This window comes from Crocosphaera sp. (genome assembly GCF_030064895.1).
Taxonomy (GTDB): domain Bacteria; phylum Cyanobacteriota; class Cyanobacteriia; order Cyanobacteriales; family Microcystaceae; genus Crocosphaera.
The window spans coordinates 1-15,579 of sequence record NZ_JASJEB010000101.1; the positions used below are offsets into that span (position 1 = coordinate 1).

The 15,579-nt window shown below is 36.8% G+C and carries 12 protein-coding genes and 1 pseudogene; 11 read left to right on the forward strand and 2 right to left on the reverse strand.

The genetic code is table 11. The features are described from left to right. Nucleotides 1-149 precede the first annotated feature (149 nt). Nucleotides 150-728, forward strand: a pseudogene (locus QNJ66_RS19650) (alpha-hydroxy acid oxidase); the annotation flags it as partial. 135 nt (nt 729-863) lie between these two features. After that, a complete protein-coding gene (locus QNJ66_RS19655) occupies nt 864-1,880 on the forward strand; it encodes an isochorismatase (RefSeq protein ID WP_300510005.1) in 1,017 nt (338 codons plus the stop codon). Here QNJ66_RS19655 and tsaB read toward each other — a convergent pair. Then, nucleotides 1,877-2,515, reverse strand: coding sequence for a tRNA (adenosine(37)-N6)-threonylcarbamoyltransferase complex dimerization subunit type 1 TsaB (tsaB, locus tag QNJ66_RS19660; RefSeq protein ID WP_300510007.1), 639 nt, complete (start codon nt 2,513-2,515; stop codon nt 1,877-1,879). The two genes, QNJ66_RS19655 and tsaB, sit on opposite strands and share 4 nt — an antisense overlap. Before the next feature lie 344 nt (nt 2,516-2,859). Between tsaB and QNJ66_RS19665 the strand changes: the two genes are divergently transcribed. The 9 genes from QNJ66_RS19665 to QNJ66_RS19705 all read left to right on the forward strand — a co-directional run bounded on the left by QNJ66_RS19665 (nt 2,860) and on the right by QNJ66_RS19705 (nt 14,579). After that, a complete protein-coding gene (locus QNJ66_RS19665; RefSeq protein ID WP_300510009.1) occupies nt 2,860-4,128 on the forward strand; it encodes an aspartate aminotransferase family protein in 1,269 nt (422 codons plus the stop codon). Between the two features lie 162 nt (nt 4,129-4,290). Next, nucleotides 4,291-4,629 carry a DUF4870 domain-containing protein gene (locus QNJ66_RS19670; protein WP_300510010.1) on the forward strand — a complete coding sequence of 113 codons (339 nt, stop codon included), beginning with the start codon at nt 4,291-4,293 and terminating at the stop codon, nt 4,627-4,629. 731 nt (nt 4,630-5,360) lie between these two features. Continuing rightward, on the forward strand, nt 5,361-7,769 hold the full coding sequence (locus tag QNJ66_RS19675; protein WP_300510012.1) for a phosphoketolase: 2,409 nt from the start codon (nt 5,361-5,363) through the stop codon (nt 7,767-7,769). Nucleotides 7,770-7,904: 135 nt separating this feature from the next. Next, nucleotides 7,905-10,268: an isoamylase gene (locus tag QNJ66_RS19680; RefSeq protein ID WP_300510014.1), complete on the forward strand. Its 2,364-nt coding sequence runs from the start codon at nt 7,905-7,907 to the stop codon at nt 10,266-10,268. A 471-nt stretch (nt 10,269-10,739) separates the two neighbouring features. Next, nucleotides 10,740-11,687, forward strand: a complete 948-nt coding sequence (locus tag QNJ66_RS19685) for a tetratricopeptide repeat protein (protein WP_366146296.1) — start codon at nt 10,740-10,742, stop codon at nt 11,685-11,687. Nucleotides 11,688-11,984: 297 nt separating this feature from the next. Next, nucleotides 11,985-12,227 carry a hypothetical protein gene (locus QNJ66_RS19690; protein WP_300510016.1) on the forward strand — a complete coding sequence of 81 codons (243 nt, stop codon included), beginning with the start codon at nt 11,985-11,987 and terminating at the stop codon, nt 12,225-12,227. Beyond that, a complete protein-coding gene (locus tag QNJ66_RS19695; protein WP_300510018.1) occupies nt 12,224-12,688 on the forward strand; it encodes a type II toxin-antitoxin system VapC family toxin in 465 nt (154 codons plus the stop codon). The genes QNJ66_RS19690 and QNJ66_RS19695 overlap by 4 nt, the downstream gene beginning before the upstream one ends. Nucleotides 12,689-12,847: 159 nt before the next feature. After that, entirely contained in the window at nt 12,848-13,729 is an 882-nt protein-coding gene (locus tag QNJ66_RS19700; protein ID WP_300510020.1) for an alpha/beta fold hydrolase, read from the forward strand. Nucleotides 13,730-13,904: 175 nt separating this feature from the next. After that, entirely contained in the window at nt 13,905-14,579 is a 675-nt protein-coding gene (locus tag QNJ66_RS19705; RefSeq protein WP_300510023.1) for a Uma2 family endonuclease, read from the forward strand. On the opposite strand, the gene QNJ66_RS19710 is transcribed toward QNJ66_RS19705, so the two are convergent. Next, nucleotides 14,576-15,196 carry a Uma2 family endonuclease gene (locus tag QNJ66_RS19710; protein WP_300510025.1) on the reverse strand — a complete coding sequence of 207 codons (621 nt, stop codon included), beginning with the start codon at nt 15,194-15,196 and terminating at the stop codon, nt 14,576-14,578. The two genes, QNJ66_RS19705 and QNJ66_RS19710, sit on opposite strands and share 4 nt — an antisense overlap. Nucleotides 15,197-15,579 lie beyond the last annotated feature (383 nt).

Below are 15,579 nucleotides of genomic sequence, written 5' to 3' on the forward strand. Positions count from 1 at the left end.
AATTATCGGTCTTGGGAACCAGGACTGCTGCTGAAGGAGGGGAAGTAAGACCAAAAGGTGGCCGTAAGTCTGTCTTGAGGCATACCCCTGTGAGTTCAGAAGCCCCAACTTCAGCGTAAGCAAGTTGGGGTAGTTCACTTAGTTTCGCCTTACATCCTTATTGGTCATTAAATTATGTTTTTCGTGAAAGATTCGCCTTGCCTCAACTAGAAAAATATGTTTCCCAAGGCAGTAACATATCAGTATCCATTGGAGATTATTTCAGTAATATGCTTGATCAATCAATGGATTGGAAAGATGCCGAGGAAATTAAGCAAAAATGGGGGAAAAAGTTTTGCCTGAAAGGAGTAATGAGTGTGGAAGATGCAAAAAGAGCCGTGGATATCGGTGCTGATGCCATTATGGTTTCTAATCACGGTGGTCGTCAACTAGATGGTTCTATCTCCCCTTTTGACCAGTTAGCAGATATAGTAGATGCGGTGGGAGATGAAATTGATGTCATCTGTGATGGTGGTATTAGGAGAGGAACTCATGTTCTTAAAGCTCTTTCAGTTGGAGCCAAAGCTTGTTCTGGGGGAAGATGGTATTTATACGCTTTGGCCGCTGGTGGCCAACAAGGGGTGGAAAAGGCTATTTCAAATATGAAGAATGAGATAGAGAGAGACATGAAACTAATGGGAGTTACTAAGCTTTCCCAACTCTCAAGAAAAAATATTAAATTTAGATAGGAGAAGTGGCTGAAATTGATTTCCCACCTAATCAATTACTAAATGAATTTTAGGATTAAGTCTGCGCCGCAACTCCCAAAAATAACTTGTTGATGACTGATTTATATTTTCCACGAAATAAGCACAATAAAAAACATGAAATCTTTACCCATCCCTTCTTTTTTTGAGCCTAAAAAAGTAAATCAATTTTGGCGAGTTTATTATCAAAAACGAGCAGAAGAAGCTAAAAAATGGCGAGAAAAGTATAAAATATCTTCATCACAAGAAGATAAAACGAAAATTATATTGTTATTAATTGATGTCCAAAATACTTTTTGTTTACCTGATTTTGAATTATTTGTTGCTGGAAAATCTGGGAATGGTGCAGTAGAAGATAACATACGTTTATGTCAATTTATCTATAGAAATTTAGCTAATATTACTAACATCGTAGCGACAATGGATACCCATACAGCGATGCAAATTTTTCACCCTATTTTTTGGGTAGATGAAAAGGGGAATAATCCTCAAGCAGGTATTACGATGATTTCCTATGAAGATGTTAAACAAGGACGATGGCAAGTAAATCAAAATATTGCTAACAATTTAAACATTTCCTTGCAAAAACTGGAAGAATATGTCTTACATTATGTTGAAAAATTAACAGAAAATAGTAAGTATCCTCTGACTATTTGGCCTTATCATTCTATGTTAGGAGGAATTGGTCATGCTTTAGTTTCTTCCGTTGAAGAAGCCTTATTTTTCCATAGTATTGTTCGCAGCAGTCAAACACAATTTGAAATCAAAGGGAATAACCCTTTAACAGAAAATTATTCTGTTTTAAGTCCCGAAGTATTAGAAGATAATAAAGGAGAAAATATAGCGTCGAAAAATACGAGATTTCTCAATAAATTACTATCTTATGATAAAATAATTGTAGCAGGTCAAGCTAAAAGTCATTGTGTTGCTTGGACTGTGGAAGATTTATTAACAGAAATTAAGGAAAAAGATTCTAATTTAGCTAAAAAAGTTTATCTCTTAGAAGACTGTACTTCTCCTGTTGTTATCCCTGATGTTATAGATTTTTCAGCCCAAGCAGACGCAGCTTTTCAACGTTTTGCTGATGCAGGAATGCAGCGAGTTCGTTCTGCTGATGATACCATGTTCTATTAGACCACAGACATTCCATAAAAAGGTATAATGTCTGACCAATGGGGACGTTTTCCTTGTTGCCATTGATAATAAGCTAATTCTAAGATAGAACTCGCTGTCATGCCTAATTTTGAAGGAGTAATTAAAGGTTGACAAGACAGGTTTAAATCTTGCAAAGTTTTCTCCCAATCTTCCGGTTTCATTACTGTATCATTTAAAATAATATCTAAACCATTTTCTTGTTTATTTTTACAATAAATAGCCCCATAAAACTGTCCTCTGGAAGCTTTCATCTGTACAAAAATAGGCTGATTAATTTCATATTTTCCCTGGTTAAACCAAGCAAAAGCGGCTAAACTAGAAATACCAAACAAAGGAATGTTTAATTGTTGGGCTAAAGTACGGGCAGCTACCATACCAATACGATTACTTGTAAAACTTCCAGGTCCTTTTGCCACTGCAATAAACTGAAAATCTTGCCAATTTTTTGGTTTAATAAATTCTTGTAAATATTGGTGTAAATAATTAGATAATTGTCTGTCTAAATACCAAGTTTCAGTATGATTTTCTGTTGAAAAATTACTTAAACTGAGTCCTAATTCTGAACTTGTGGTGTGTAATCCTAAACCATAAATCGAAGCGTTAAAAGAGGTCATAGATAAACAATGAACGAGATAATTATAAGATTATGAACTATTTTAGTTTAACAAAATAATGCTGATTTTTATAGCAATAAGTTATTAATTATGAAAATAAACTCATAGATTATTCTTTTATATAAGAGGGAAACAGGCAACAGAAATAAATAAAATTTCCTACCATTAATACTTAGGTATATAGGTATATAATTTCCAAAATAAGACTCAATAACTCTGTTAATAAATAATTTATAAGCAAATAACAATCAAATCTGGGAAAAATATAAACAAAATCTAACTTCGCTCCCCAGATTGATTACAATTGCCTGTAGAGCGTAACGCGACTTTTTCAGGAGCCAACCGTGACCCATACTACCCTACCAAAAAACCCTACTCAATCCTTCGATCCGCAACAGTTTGATACCTATGTGATGCACACTTATGGACGGTTTCCCATCGCCATCGAAAAGGGGGAAGGGTGTCGTCTCTGGGATACCAACGGCAAGGAATATCTTGACTTTGTGGCCGGTATTGCCACTTGTACCCTTGGCCATGGCCACCCTGCTTTAGTCAAAAGCGTCAGCGAACAAATTCAATCCCTCCATCACGTCTCCAATTTATACTATATTCCCCAACAAGGAGAACTAGCACAGTGGATGATCGAGCATTCTTGTGCTGATAAAGTATTTTTCTGTAATTCTGGGGCAGAAGCTAACGAAGCAGCTATTAAACTCATTCGTAAATACGCCCACACCGTTCTCGACTTTTTAGAACAACCCGTTATTTTAACCGCTAAAGCCAGTTTTCATGGACGTACCTTAGCCACTATTACCGCCACTGGACAACCTAAATATCAACAAGACTTTGAACCCTTGATGCCCGGGTTTGCCTATATTCCCTACAATGATATCAAAGCCGTTGAACACGCGATCGCAGATATGGATGAAGGCAACCGTCGGGTTGCTGCCATTATGTTAGAACCCCTACAGGGAGAAGGAGGGGTAAGACCCGGGGAAATGGACTATTTTCTCCGTTTAAGAAAGATTTGTGACGAAAATAATATACTTTTGGTCTTTGATGAGGTACAAGTTGGTGTTGGCCGCAGTGGGAAACTCTGGGGTTACGAAAACTTAGGAGTTGAACCAGATGTCTTAACTAGCGCGAAAGGGTTAGCAGGAGGCGTTCCCATTGGGGCAATGATGTGCAAAGAGTTTTGTAACGTTTTGACCCCTGGAACCCACGCTAGTACCTTCGGAGGGAACCCTTTAGCCTCTGCCGCAGCTTTGACAGTGCTCAAAACCATCGAACAAGATAATATCTTGCAAAATGTTCAGGCGAGAGGGGAACAGTTACGCACTCGTTTACGGGCGATGGCACAAAAAGATCCCACCCTATTTACAGATGTGCGCGGTTGGGGGTTAATTAATGGTATGGAAATTAACGAGGAAATGTCCATTACCTCCATTGAACTTGTTAAAGCAGCTATGGATGAAGGGTTATTATTAGCCCCGGCCGGACCCAAAGTATTGCGGTTTGTTCCTCCTTTAATTGTCACAGAAGAAGAAATTGATCAAGCTGCTGAAAAGTTAGAAACAGCTATTAGTCGGGTTTGCGCGGCTGCTGTTAATTAAAATAGAAACAAGAGGGCGTTAAAATTAACGAACTCTTGTTATTTTAATTAGTGATCGTAGAAATGAGTAGCACAAAAACAGCAAGCAGGATGCTTACACCCCATCCACAAATGATGTTAGTTTTGTTATCTTAATAAGTGATGAATTGAGGAAATTATTGTTATGAGTAACGAAATTGCAAAAAGAAAATTATTATCCGCTCTTTGTCACGGATCGATCTTTTTTAGTGCCACTTTTGTCTGTATTGGAGTTCCCATTGTCATTCTTTTTATCTCTGATGATGAAATTGTCCAAAATAATGCGAAAGAGGCTTTAAATTTTCATCTTAATGCTTGGTTATATGGTATTATTTTCGGAATTTTAACCCTAATTTTAATTGGTTGGTTATTGTTAAGTATTTTAGGAATTGTTGTGATAGTAATGCCAATTATTGCTATTGTTAAAGTGTTAACTGATCCTAATAAAGTGTTTCGCTATCCTTTTATTTTGAGAGTTTTATAATTTCCCTCGTTATTAAAATTGCTTTGAGGTTAACATCAAAATATAGCGGTTTTCATTGTTAGGGAACGGGGATTAACGAAGTCAGAAGTCAGAACTCAGAAGTCAGAAGTACGTTCCGGTGCTATGGCACAGATGTTGTTTTTGAAACAAAGATTTATGCTCAGTTTCAAAAACTATGCGCCTTAAAAGGAGGGGTTTTAGACCCAAATATTTTCTGTAAAATTAAAGTATACCTCATGAATTTAAGAAAAACTATCCCTGATTTTTAATTTGTTAAAAGGATGAATGATTATAATCTAAAGTCATTCTTAGGGGTTAACAAAAGTTGACCCCTACAATATAAATTTATGTAGTCTAAGTTGATGAAAATGAAATTAAAACTAAAACTTAGAAGTATCATTTTATATAGATAAACTTTGAAAAATAAAGCCAATTTTTGACGCTTTCATCTGTTAGCTAAATACTGAAAAATACTTGATAAATACTTACTAAAAACTTAGAATTAAGAATGAATAATTAATAGTAACTGAAACCAAAAGACGAAGTTAACAATAGGTTAAGTAACCAAGTAAATACCAAAATATTAAAAAAATACTAAATTCACATTGATTTTATCATTATAAAGTATTATATTAAGCCATAAGTCCTAATCGTGACTTTATCAACAGGAAAAATATTAATAATTTAACCTGTTAAACCTCAAAAATAAGAAATCATTGGAGTTATAATTAATGGTTGCAACACCCGAGAAACCGCAAGTACAAGAAACTCCCCTCTCCCCCGAAGAATTGAGAAAAATTCATGCTTACTGGCGTGCTTGTAACTATTTAGCCGTTGGCATGATCTATCTAAAAGATAATCCTTTACTAAAAGAAACCCTCACAGAAGACCATGTTAAAAACCGTTTATTAGGTCACTGGGGATCAAGTCCTGGCTTAAGTTTTATCTACATTCATCTTAATCGCCTCATCAAAAAATACGATTTAGATGTTGTTTATATGGCAGGGCCAGGTCATGGTGCGCCCGGTATTTTAGGACCCGTTTATTTAGAAGGAACTTACTCCGAAGTTTACCCCGAAAAAAGCGAAGACGAAGAAGGAATGAAAGCCTTTTTCAAACAGTTTTCCTTCCCCGGTGGTATCGGTAGTCACTGCACCCCAGAAACCCCCGGTTCCATCCACGAAGGAGGAGAATTAGGATATAGTTTATCCCATGCCTACGGATCTGTGTTAGATAATCCCGACCTGATCACTGTTGCTGTAGTAGGAGACGGAGAAGCAGAAACAGGACCCTTAGCTACTGCATGGCATTCTAACAAATTTATTAACCCCATCAGAGACGGTGCAGTATTACCCGTTTTACACCTCAACGGTTATAAAATCGCTAACCCCACCATTTTAGCCCGTATCTCTCACGAAGAATTAGAATATCTCTTCAAAGGATACGGTTATAAACCCTATTTCGTAGAAGGTTCCGATCCCGATCTCATGCATCAAGCCATGGCTGCAACCATGGAAACTGCGATCGCAGAGATTAAAGAGATCCAAAAAGAGGCCCGTGATACAGGAGTGGCCAAACGTCCCATGTGGCCCATGATTGTTCTACGTTCCCCCAAAGGGTGGACCGGTCCCAAACAAGTTGATGGGAAAAAGACCGAAGACTTCTGGAGATCGCACCAAGTCCCCTTATCCGGAATGCACGGGAACCCTGCACACATTAAAGTCTTAGAAGACTGGTTAAAAAGCTATAAACCAGAAGAACTGTTTGACGACAACGGAACATTATTACCCGAGTTAAAAGAGTTAGCACCCACAGGAAACCGTCGTATTAGTGCCACCCTTTACGCTAACGGTGGTTTATTGCGCAAAGACCTGAAAATGCCTGATTTTCGGGAGTATGGCGTAGAAGTGGACAAACCTGGTGCAGTAGAAGCCGAAAATACCCGTCCTTTAGGAGTATTTTTACGGGATGTCATGGCCAATAACATGAACAGTTTCCGTGTCTTTGGACCAGATGAAACCGCCTCTAATCGTCTCAACGCTATCTATGAAGTCAGCAAAAAAGTCTGGATGGCTGATATTATCGATGCAGACGCAGACGGAACAGAGATCACCACCGATGGTCGGGTGATGGAAATGTTAAGTGAACACACCCTACAAGGATGGTTAGAAGGGTATTTATTAACAGGTCGTCACGGCTTTTTCCACACCTATGAAGCCTTTGCCCACGTAGTTGATTCTATGTTTAATCAACACGCAAAATGGTTAGATATTTGTAAAAATGAAGTACCTTGGCGCGCGCCTATTTCTTCTTTAAATATCCTCCTTTCTTCCACAGTTTGGAGACAAGATCATAACGGTTTCTCCCACCAAGATCCCGGATATGTTGACCTTGTTACTAATAAGAGTGCCGGTGTAGTTCGGGTTTATTTTCCACCAGATGTTAACACCTTATTATCCGTTGGGAACCACTGTTTAAATAGTAAAGATTACGTCAATGTTATTGTTGCTGATAAACAAAAACATCTGCAATATTTAACCATGGACGAAGCCATCAAACACTGTACCAAAGGTATTGGTATTTGGGAATGGGCTAGTAACGACGACTGTGGAAAATCTCCCGATGAACCCGATGTAATTATGGCTTGTTGTGGTGATGTTGCCACTAAAGAAGCGTTAGCAGCAACCGCCATTTTAAGGGAAGAATTCCCTGATTTAAAAGTCCGTTTCATCAACGTAGTGGACTTATTTAAACTGCAACCAGCAGAAGAACATCCTCATGGACTTTCTTCTCGTGAATTTGACACTTTGTTTACAGTTGATAAGCCAATCATCTTCAATTTTCATGGTTATCCTTGGTTAATTCATAAATTAACCTATCGTCATACCAATCACCATAATCTTCATGTTCGTGGCTACAAAGAAAAAGGTAACATTAACACACCTTTAGAATTAGCAATGAATAACCAAATTGACCGCTTTAACTTAGTTTTAGATGTCATTGATCGAGTTCCTAAGTTAGGTTCAGCCGCAGCTTATGTTCAACAACGGATGAAAAATGCCATCATTGAACATCGCGCCTATGCTTACGAAAACGGCATCGATAAACCAGAAATTACTGACTGGAAATGGCCTTTTTAAAAGTCATTTAAACTAATACAGTCTAGTAAACTGTATTAACATTCTGGTGAGTAAAAATGTAGGGGCTTAATAGTATTAAGCCCCTACTTAAGTCTCTTATTAAAGATATTTAATTCTAAATTTTGATTGACAACTATGGCAAACCAAAAAGTCGGTGAGCAACATCCCATTTCAGGAAAATATGCACCCTTAGAAGAAGCAACTTGGCAAAATGCAGCTTATCCCTTGGGCGCACATTATCAAAAAGACGACGTTACCTTTGCTGTTTATTCCAAACGTGCGACTCGTATACTCTTAGAAATTTATCTTTCCCCCACAGAAGAAGACGCAAAATACGATTATTGGTTAAAAAAGAACCCCCAAGACGATATTTGGCGCGCTAAAGTCGCTAAACTGCCCCCAGGTAGCTTCTACGCATTTCGTTGCTGGGGACCCAACTGGGAATATAAAGAAGGATGGCAACGAGGTAACTCTAATCTAGGTTTTAAGCAAGATGTAGACGATCAAGGCAACCGCTTTAACCCCAATAAAGTCTTATATGATCCCTACGCCAGAGAAATGTCCCATGATAAAACTGACCCGGCCATGTTAGAAGCCGGTGAAGATGGAGGGATGTACTGTACCGGAAGCCTAGATTATCATGGTTGTATCAGTCGAGAATACGATACCGGAAAATGGGTTCCTAAAGGTATTGTCATCGCCCCAGACAACGTTTCTACAGGCGATCGACCCCATATAGCGGCACAAGATGCAGCCATTTATGAGGCCCATGTGCGAGGGTTAACTCAACATCAATCATCCTCGCGACTACAAGACATTTTACAGGGAATAGAAGGGTTTGAAGCAGTAGAAAATATTCCCGAAGAATACCGAGGAACATACCTTGGTGCTGGTTATATGGCTAAATACCTGAAAGCGTTAGGCTTAACCACCATAGAACTTTTACCCGTTCACGAGATCGATAACGATTGTAACCCAGATGACCAACCAGGGGGTAATTATTGGGGTTATATGACTTATGGGTTTTTTGCCCCCGATCGCCGTTATGCTTATGATAAATCTCCTGGTGGACCCACTCGTGAGTTTAAACAAATGGTCAAAGCGTTTCACGATGAAGGGTTAGAGGTGTATCTGGATGTAGTTTATAACCATAGCGGAGAAGGAGGAAACGCCGAAGATAAAAACGTCGCCGCGTTTATCTGTTTTGGCGGTTTTGACACTAGAGAATACTACGTTTTGACCGATGATAACCGCTTAGTCGATGGGGCTACAGGATGCGGTAATCAATTCAATTATTCCCACATTGTCACACAAAATTTAGTCATTGACTCTTTGACCTATTGGTTAGAAGAAATGGGAGTGGATGGCTTCAGGTTCGATCTCGCCCCCGTTTTAGGCAGAACCCCTAGTGCTTTTGCGAGAATGAACTGGGACGAACAAAGACAATTTTTCCCTCAACATCCCCTCCTGCAAAACATCAAACGATTGGGAGAGGAACACGACGCAGAAATTATCGCCGAAGCCTGGGATATTTGGGGCTATGAGGTTGGTAATTTTCCCTTTGGGTGGGGGGAATGGAATGGACGTTATCGGGACGCTGTACGCCGTTTTTCCAAGGGAGACGGCAATACTATGACTTTTCTCAGTCAAGTTAACGGAGATTACGAAAGTTTCAACGATCAAGGGGGGCCGCAACGATCTATCAATTTTTTAGTGGCCCACGATGGCTTTACATTGATGGATTTAGTCAGTTATAACCAGAAAAATAATGGTAATCCTTGGCCTTTTGGTCCTTCCGATGGGGGCAACGATAACAATGATTCCTGGGACTCCGATGGTGATGTTTCCCTGAGACGGCAACGGTTGCGCAACTTTTGGACAATTTTGTTCTTATCTCGGGGTGTACCCATGGTTGTTTGGGGGGATGAGTTGGCCAGAACCCAAAACGGTAATAATAACCCTTATAACGTCGATAGTGTGGCGACATGGAACAATTATCAAATGATCGCCACAAACAGCCCTACTGCGGTTCCTACGGAAAATGGAGGGGTTTATCACGATAATTTTGGCACAGGGACTAATAGTGATGGTTGCAACCCTTTGTTTAAGTTTGCTGCTTATGTTGCCCACTTACGGAAAAATCATGTAGCCTTGCGACAACATCAATACGCTGATTTTGATATGGACTCGGGGAATGATGTTACTTATCAGTTTAAGAAGGTTGACGGTTATAGTGATTTAGAAGAAGGCGATCGTTGTATTTGGTTACGCATCGATGGTAGCGAGGTTAATGACCATGATTTCTTGCTACTAATTAATATGTATTCTCAACCGGTTTCTTTTTCTATTCCAGAGGAAAATCAACAATGGCGACTTATTATTGATACAGCAGCTTGGGCGGAAACTAACTGTAATTATTGGTCAGTGGAAGAAGCTAATGTTATCTCTAATAATTATCAAGTTAATCCTTTTTCTATTGTGGTCTTAGAACTGAACTGAAAAGCGGAAATTTCCACAGTAGTAAAAAATTGTATGAGGGTTTAACAGTGTTAAACCCCTACAAAATTACACCGTAGGGGCATAATACCATTATGCCCACATTAATATAATATAAAGACTTCAGAAAGACTGCTCTAACTATCTTAAATTTTAATTAAATTTCAAACTGATTTACACTACACTCTTCAATATTTTAAAAAATTAGTTATACTTTTATTTAATTATTATAAGGAGATTAGTTCAATGAAAATATTTATTGCTCTTTTTACAGGAGCATCAACACTAATTATTTCTAATTCAGCTATTCTTGCTAAAGAATCAAATCAATGGATTAATAATGAAAAGTCAACACCATCCTATGAAAACTATTCTTTTGTAGTATAGCAATAGACAGGTTAGTTAGGACACATAAATTGTATTTTAAGGCAACAGGCAACAGGCAACAGGCAACAGAAAAATGTCCTAATAGCCTTGGCGACTGCTATAACTAACCCTAAAAGGTCAATACCTTTATACAAAGCTCAAACAATATATGAAGGACAAGAACAGATTTTAATCCGGGAACTTGAACAAAACCAAAGACAATTCGGAGAAGAACATATAAACGTGGCAATTAGTCTCAACAACTTAGCAGAATTATACAGAAATCAAGGAAGATATTCAGAAGCAAAACCTCTTTATTTACAGTCACTAAAACTAATAACAAAACTACTAGGAGAAGAGAATCAATATATGGCAATTATCCTCAATAACTTAGCAGGATTATATATGGATCAAGGAAGATACTCAGAAGCAGAACCTCTTTATTTACAATCACTAGAACTTGAAAAAAAACTACTAGGAGAAGAGCATACAGACGTGGCGACTAGTCTCAATAATTTAGCAGAATTATATAGAAATCAAGGAAGATACTCAGAAGCAGAACCTCTTTATTTACAATCACTAGAACTAAGAAAAAAATTATTAGGAGAAAATCATCCAGACGTGGCAGCTAGTCTGAATAACTTGGCATTATTATATATGAATCAAGGAAAATACTCAGAAGCAGAACCTCTTTATTTACAGTCGCTAGAACTAACAAAAAAACTACTAGGAGAAAATCATCCAGACGTAGCAACTGGTCTCAATAATTTAGCTGGATTATACGATAAGCAAGGAAGATACTCAGAAGCAGAATCTCTTTATTTACAGTCGCTAGAACTAATAAAAAAACTACTAGGAGAAAATCATCCATATATGGCTCTTCTCTTCAATAACTTAGCAGGATTATATATGGATCAAGGAAGATACTCAGAAGCAGAACCTTTTTTAAAACAGTCACTAGAACTAACCAAGAAATTACTAGGAGAAAATCATCCTCAGACAATGATATTAAAGCAAAACTATGAATTGCTGCAACAGAAAATGGAATCAAATTAACGGTTTATAATTAAAGGAACGTGGAAGTAGATATTTCTCACGTTCCTTTAAGTGGTATTGAAAAAAGGTTAGAGAAATAATATTCACATTTTAAGATGTTTTTAAATAATGATGTTTTAATTATTAGAAAATAAAACGATATCACCGCTTTCAACTGTTAGGATGCACAACGAGAATTAATTTATTTTGTAGGAATTTCTGAGAGGCGATTGCTCGTAATCAAAATCTTTAGTATTATTTTGTATAATTGATATAAAATAAAAGTAGCTAACCTTAAATTATAGAGGAGAAATAAACATGAAAAAACAACTTAATCAACCATCAGGGATTTTTGAACCATACATGAAACATTATGGCCGAACCCCAGAAGAACAACTCGAAAAAAATAAACCATTGATGGAATGGTTAGAAAAACAAATCAAAGCAGCCGAAAATTTAACAGAAGAAGAAATTAAAGCCAATAGTGAATACTTAGAAAATCTTAAACAAACCATTGATAGTTTTCGACCAGAAGGACATAAACTTTATAGCGAAGAATGATTATTTTTATCGATACAGGTGTTTTAGGTTTACTCTCTTCTCCTAATGAAAGAAAAGAAGTAGTTGATTGTAAAAATTGGTTGTATTCTTTTTTATCAAAGGGAGTTAATATTGTCAGTTCGGATATTTGTGATTATGAAGTTAGAAGAGGGATATTAATAGGAGTTAAGTCAAGAACAAAAGAAGAAGGACTGAAAAACCTAGATGATTTACACAACCTAATTAATTTTCTTCCTGTGAGTACAATTATCCTTAGAAACTCCGCAACATTATGGGCAGAAACTCGTCGTTTAGGACTTCCTACGGCTGAACTTAATAACATTGATGCTGATGTTATTATTGGAGCAACTTGTCAATTGATTCAAGAAGAATATCCAGGTCAAAGATTAATAGTAGCTACCACCAATGTTAAACATTTAAGTCGTTTTATTGAAGCTAAACAATGGACTCAAATTAATTAATCTTCTCTATCCATAGCGTTTATCAGACTCAATATCTACACCTAATATCGCACCCCTGAACTCCCAACTGCCAACTCACGTCTAGAAACCTTGTTAACTTGAAGAATGACCAGTTACACTAAAAGGAGTGTTAACATTTCTTTATAAACTGCGATCGCAATGCAAATAGCTGATCTTTCTTCCAACACCTCTCCCAACGGACAATACTGGCAATGGCAAGGTCATAATATCTACTATGTCCAAGCTGGAAAACAACAATCTAACCATCCTCCTCTCTTATTAATACACGGGTTTGGTGCATCTACAGATCATTGGCAGAAAAATATTGCTCAATTACAAGAACATTTTGAAGTCTGGGCGGTTGACTTATTAGGTTTTGGTCGTTCTGGAAAACCGGAATTACAATATAGTGGTGATCTTTGGCGAGATCAATTAAAAGATTTTATTACAGAAATTATCGGGCAACCTGTTATTTTAGCAGGTAATTCTTTAGGTGGTTATGCCTCTCTTTGTGTTGCTTCTCAATGTCCAGAAACCTCTAAAGGACTAATTTTACTCAATAGTGCCGGTCCCTTTAGTGATACTCAAAAAGCCAGCAAACCAAACATAATCCAAAAAGCAATCCGTTCTATCTTATTACAACCTTGGGCGACTAATTTACTATTCCAATATATGCGCCGTCCTAAAAATATTCGTAAGACACTGAAAAAAGTTTATTACAATCAAGAAGCGGTTACAGACAAATTAGTTAATGACATTCATCGTCCTTCTTGTGACGTTGGGGCAGCACAAGTATTTGCCTCAGTTTTCAAGACACCACAAGGAGAAACAGTGGACAAATTATTACAAGAATTATCCCATCCCTTATTAATGTTATGGGGAGAAAAAGATCCTTGGATGAATACACAAGAAAGAGGAGAAAAATACCGTCAATATTATCCTAATTTAACAGAACACTACCTAGAAGCAGGTCATTGTCCCCACGATGAAATACCCGATGAAGTTAACCGTTTAATTAAAGATTGGATAATAAATCGTTAATGAAAGTAAAGTTACTTTTTGGGTTAAAAGTGTTAGGGACGTTTGAGATAACGTCTCTATCAAAACTGTATAAAAGATTATAATAATACTCATAATTTTAGGGTAAATTCGGAAATAATAGGTTGGGTCTGTGTTAACATAAACATAAGCTATTCAGTGCTTGATAATTAATCCTATGGTTTCCCAACTAGAAAGCGTTAACACATCAGAAATAATTTATCCTGAAAGAGACGGTAATCCTATGGCGGATAATACAGTTCAATTTCGTTGGATTACAACAATTAAGGCTAATTTAGATTGGTTGTTTACTAAAGATGAACAGGTATTTGTAGCAGGAGATTTATTATGGTATCCCCTAGAAGGTAATAATAAAAAACGACAAGCACCTGATGTTATGGTAGTTTTTCGTCGTCCCAAAGGTGACAGAGGTTCCTATCAACAATGGAAAGAAGATAATATTGCCCCTCAAGTCGTATTTGAAATCCTTTCCCCAGGGAATACTCAAAAAGAAATGAATAGAAAACTGCTATTTTATGAACGTCATGGAGTAGAAGAATATTATATATATGACCCCGATAAAAATGATTTTAGTGGTTTATTAAGAAACGGAAAAGAGTTAGAAATTATCGAGGAAATTGATAATTGGATAAGTCCTCGTTTAGGGATTAGGTTTCAATTAGCAGAACCCGAATTGATGATTTATCATCCTGACGGACAGCTTTTTTCAAGTTATACTGAGGAGAAAGAAAAAGCCGAACAAGAACGTCAAAGAGCCGAACAGGAACATCAACGGGCTGAAAAATTAGCAACAAAATTAAGGGAATTAGGGATTAATCCAGAAGATATTTAACTGCTTGCTTGAAATACTTGATTAGCCGTTAATACTAATTCAGGAAAAACCCTAGAAATGAGACAATTTTCTCCTTTAAATAAACTAGGGTAATATTCTCCATCAATTAACTGATAAATTGAGATTGTTGGTTCTTTTGGTGTTCCGATATATCTAGCTGCTCCTTTAGCTAGATAATCAATAATCCAATATTCTTCTATACCCAAAGCTTCGTAATCATCAAATTTCTTCAAATAATCATCACGCCAATTAGAGCTAACAATTTCTATTACTAATTTAGCAGAAGTTCCCAGAGAAATAGATGATGCTTTTTCCCAGTAAGGATCATTAACTAAATTTTCTCTATCCAAAATAATCAGATCAGGAATATAACCAGTATTCGCTCTTTTAGCTTTAATAGCAGCAGTATTAGGGATAAAATAAGGCAACTGTAACCTTCTAATTTCTAAGCCCAACTCAAGAGCAATAAATCCGCCAATTTCTTCATGTTTTCCTATAGGACGCATCATTTCAACTAATTTTCCCTCAATTAATTGATATTGTTTACCATCTTCTGGATAGTCATTAATATAGTCATCAAAACTGAGAAGTTTAGGAATAGTTTGGGTGGTAGTCATAGAAAATAAATTAAACAAACATTATCTATATTATATAATTAGGGGTCATTTCATTTATCATTTATCATTTATCATTTATCATTTAACATTTATCATTCGTTTGGAAGTAGGCTTGAAACCAAAATGTTCAATGTTCAATGTTCAATGTTCAATGTTCAATGTTTTACAGCGTCATTCTGGGTTTTGTAAGCTCATTTGCAGCAATTCTGTATCCGTAATATTTTCAGTTAGTTGTACCATAGTCGTCATCATTGAAGCTAAATTCACAATGTCATAGGAGCATAATAGTATTATGCCCAAAAAATCAATAGTTGAGAATATTTTGATGTACCATAAAGATAAATAAGGGCTAAAAACTTAACTTCTCACTTATACTATGAGCT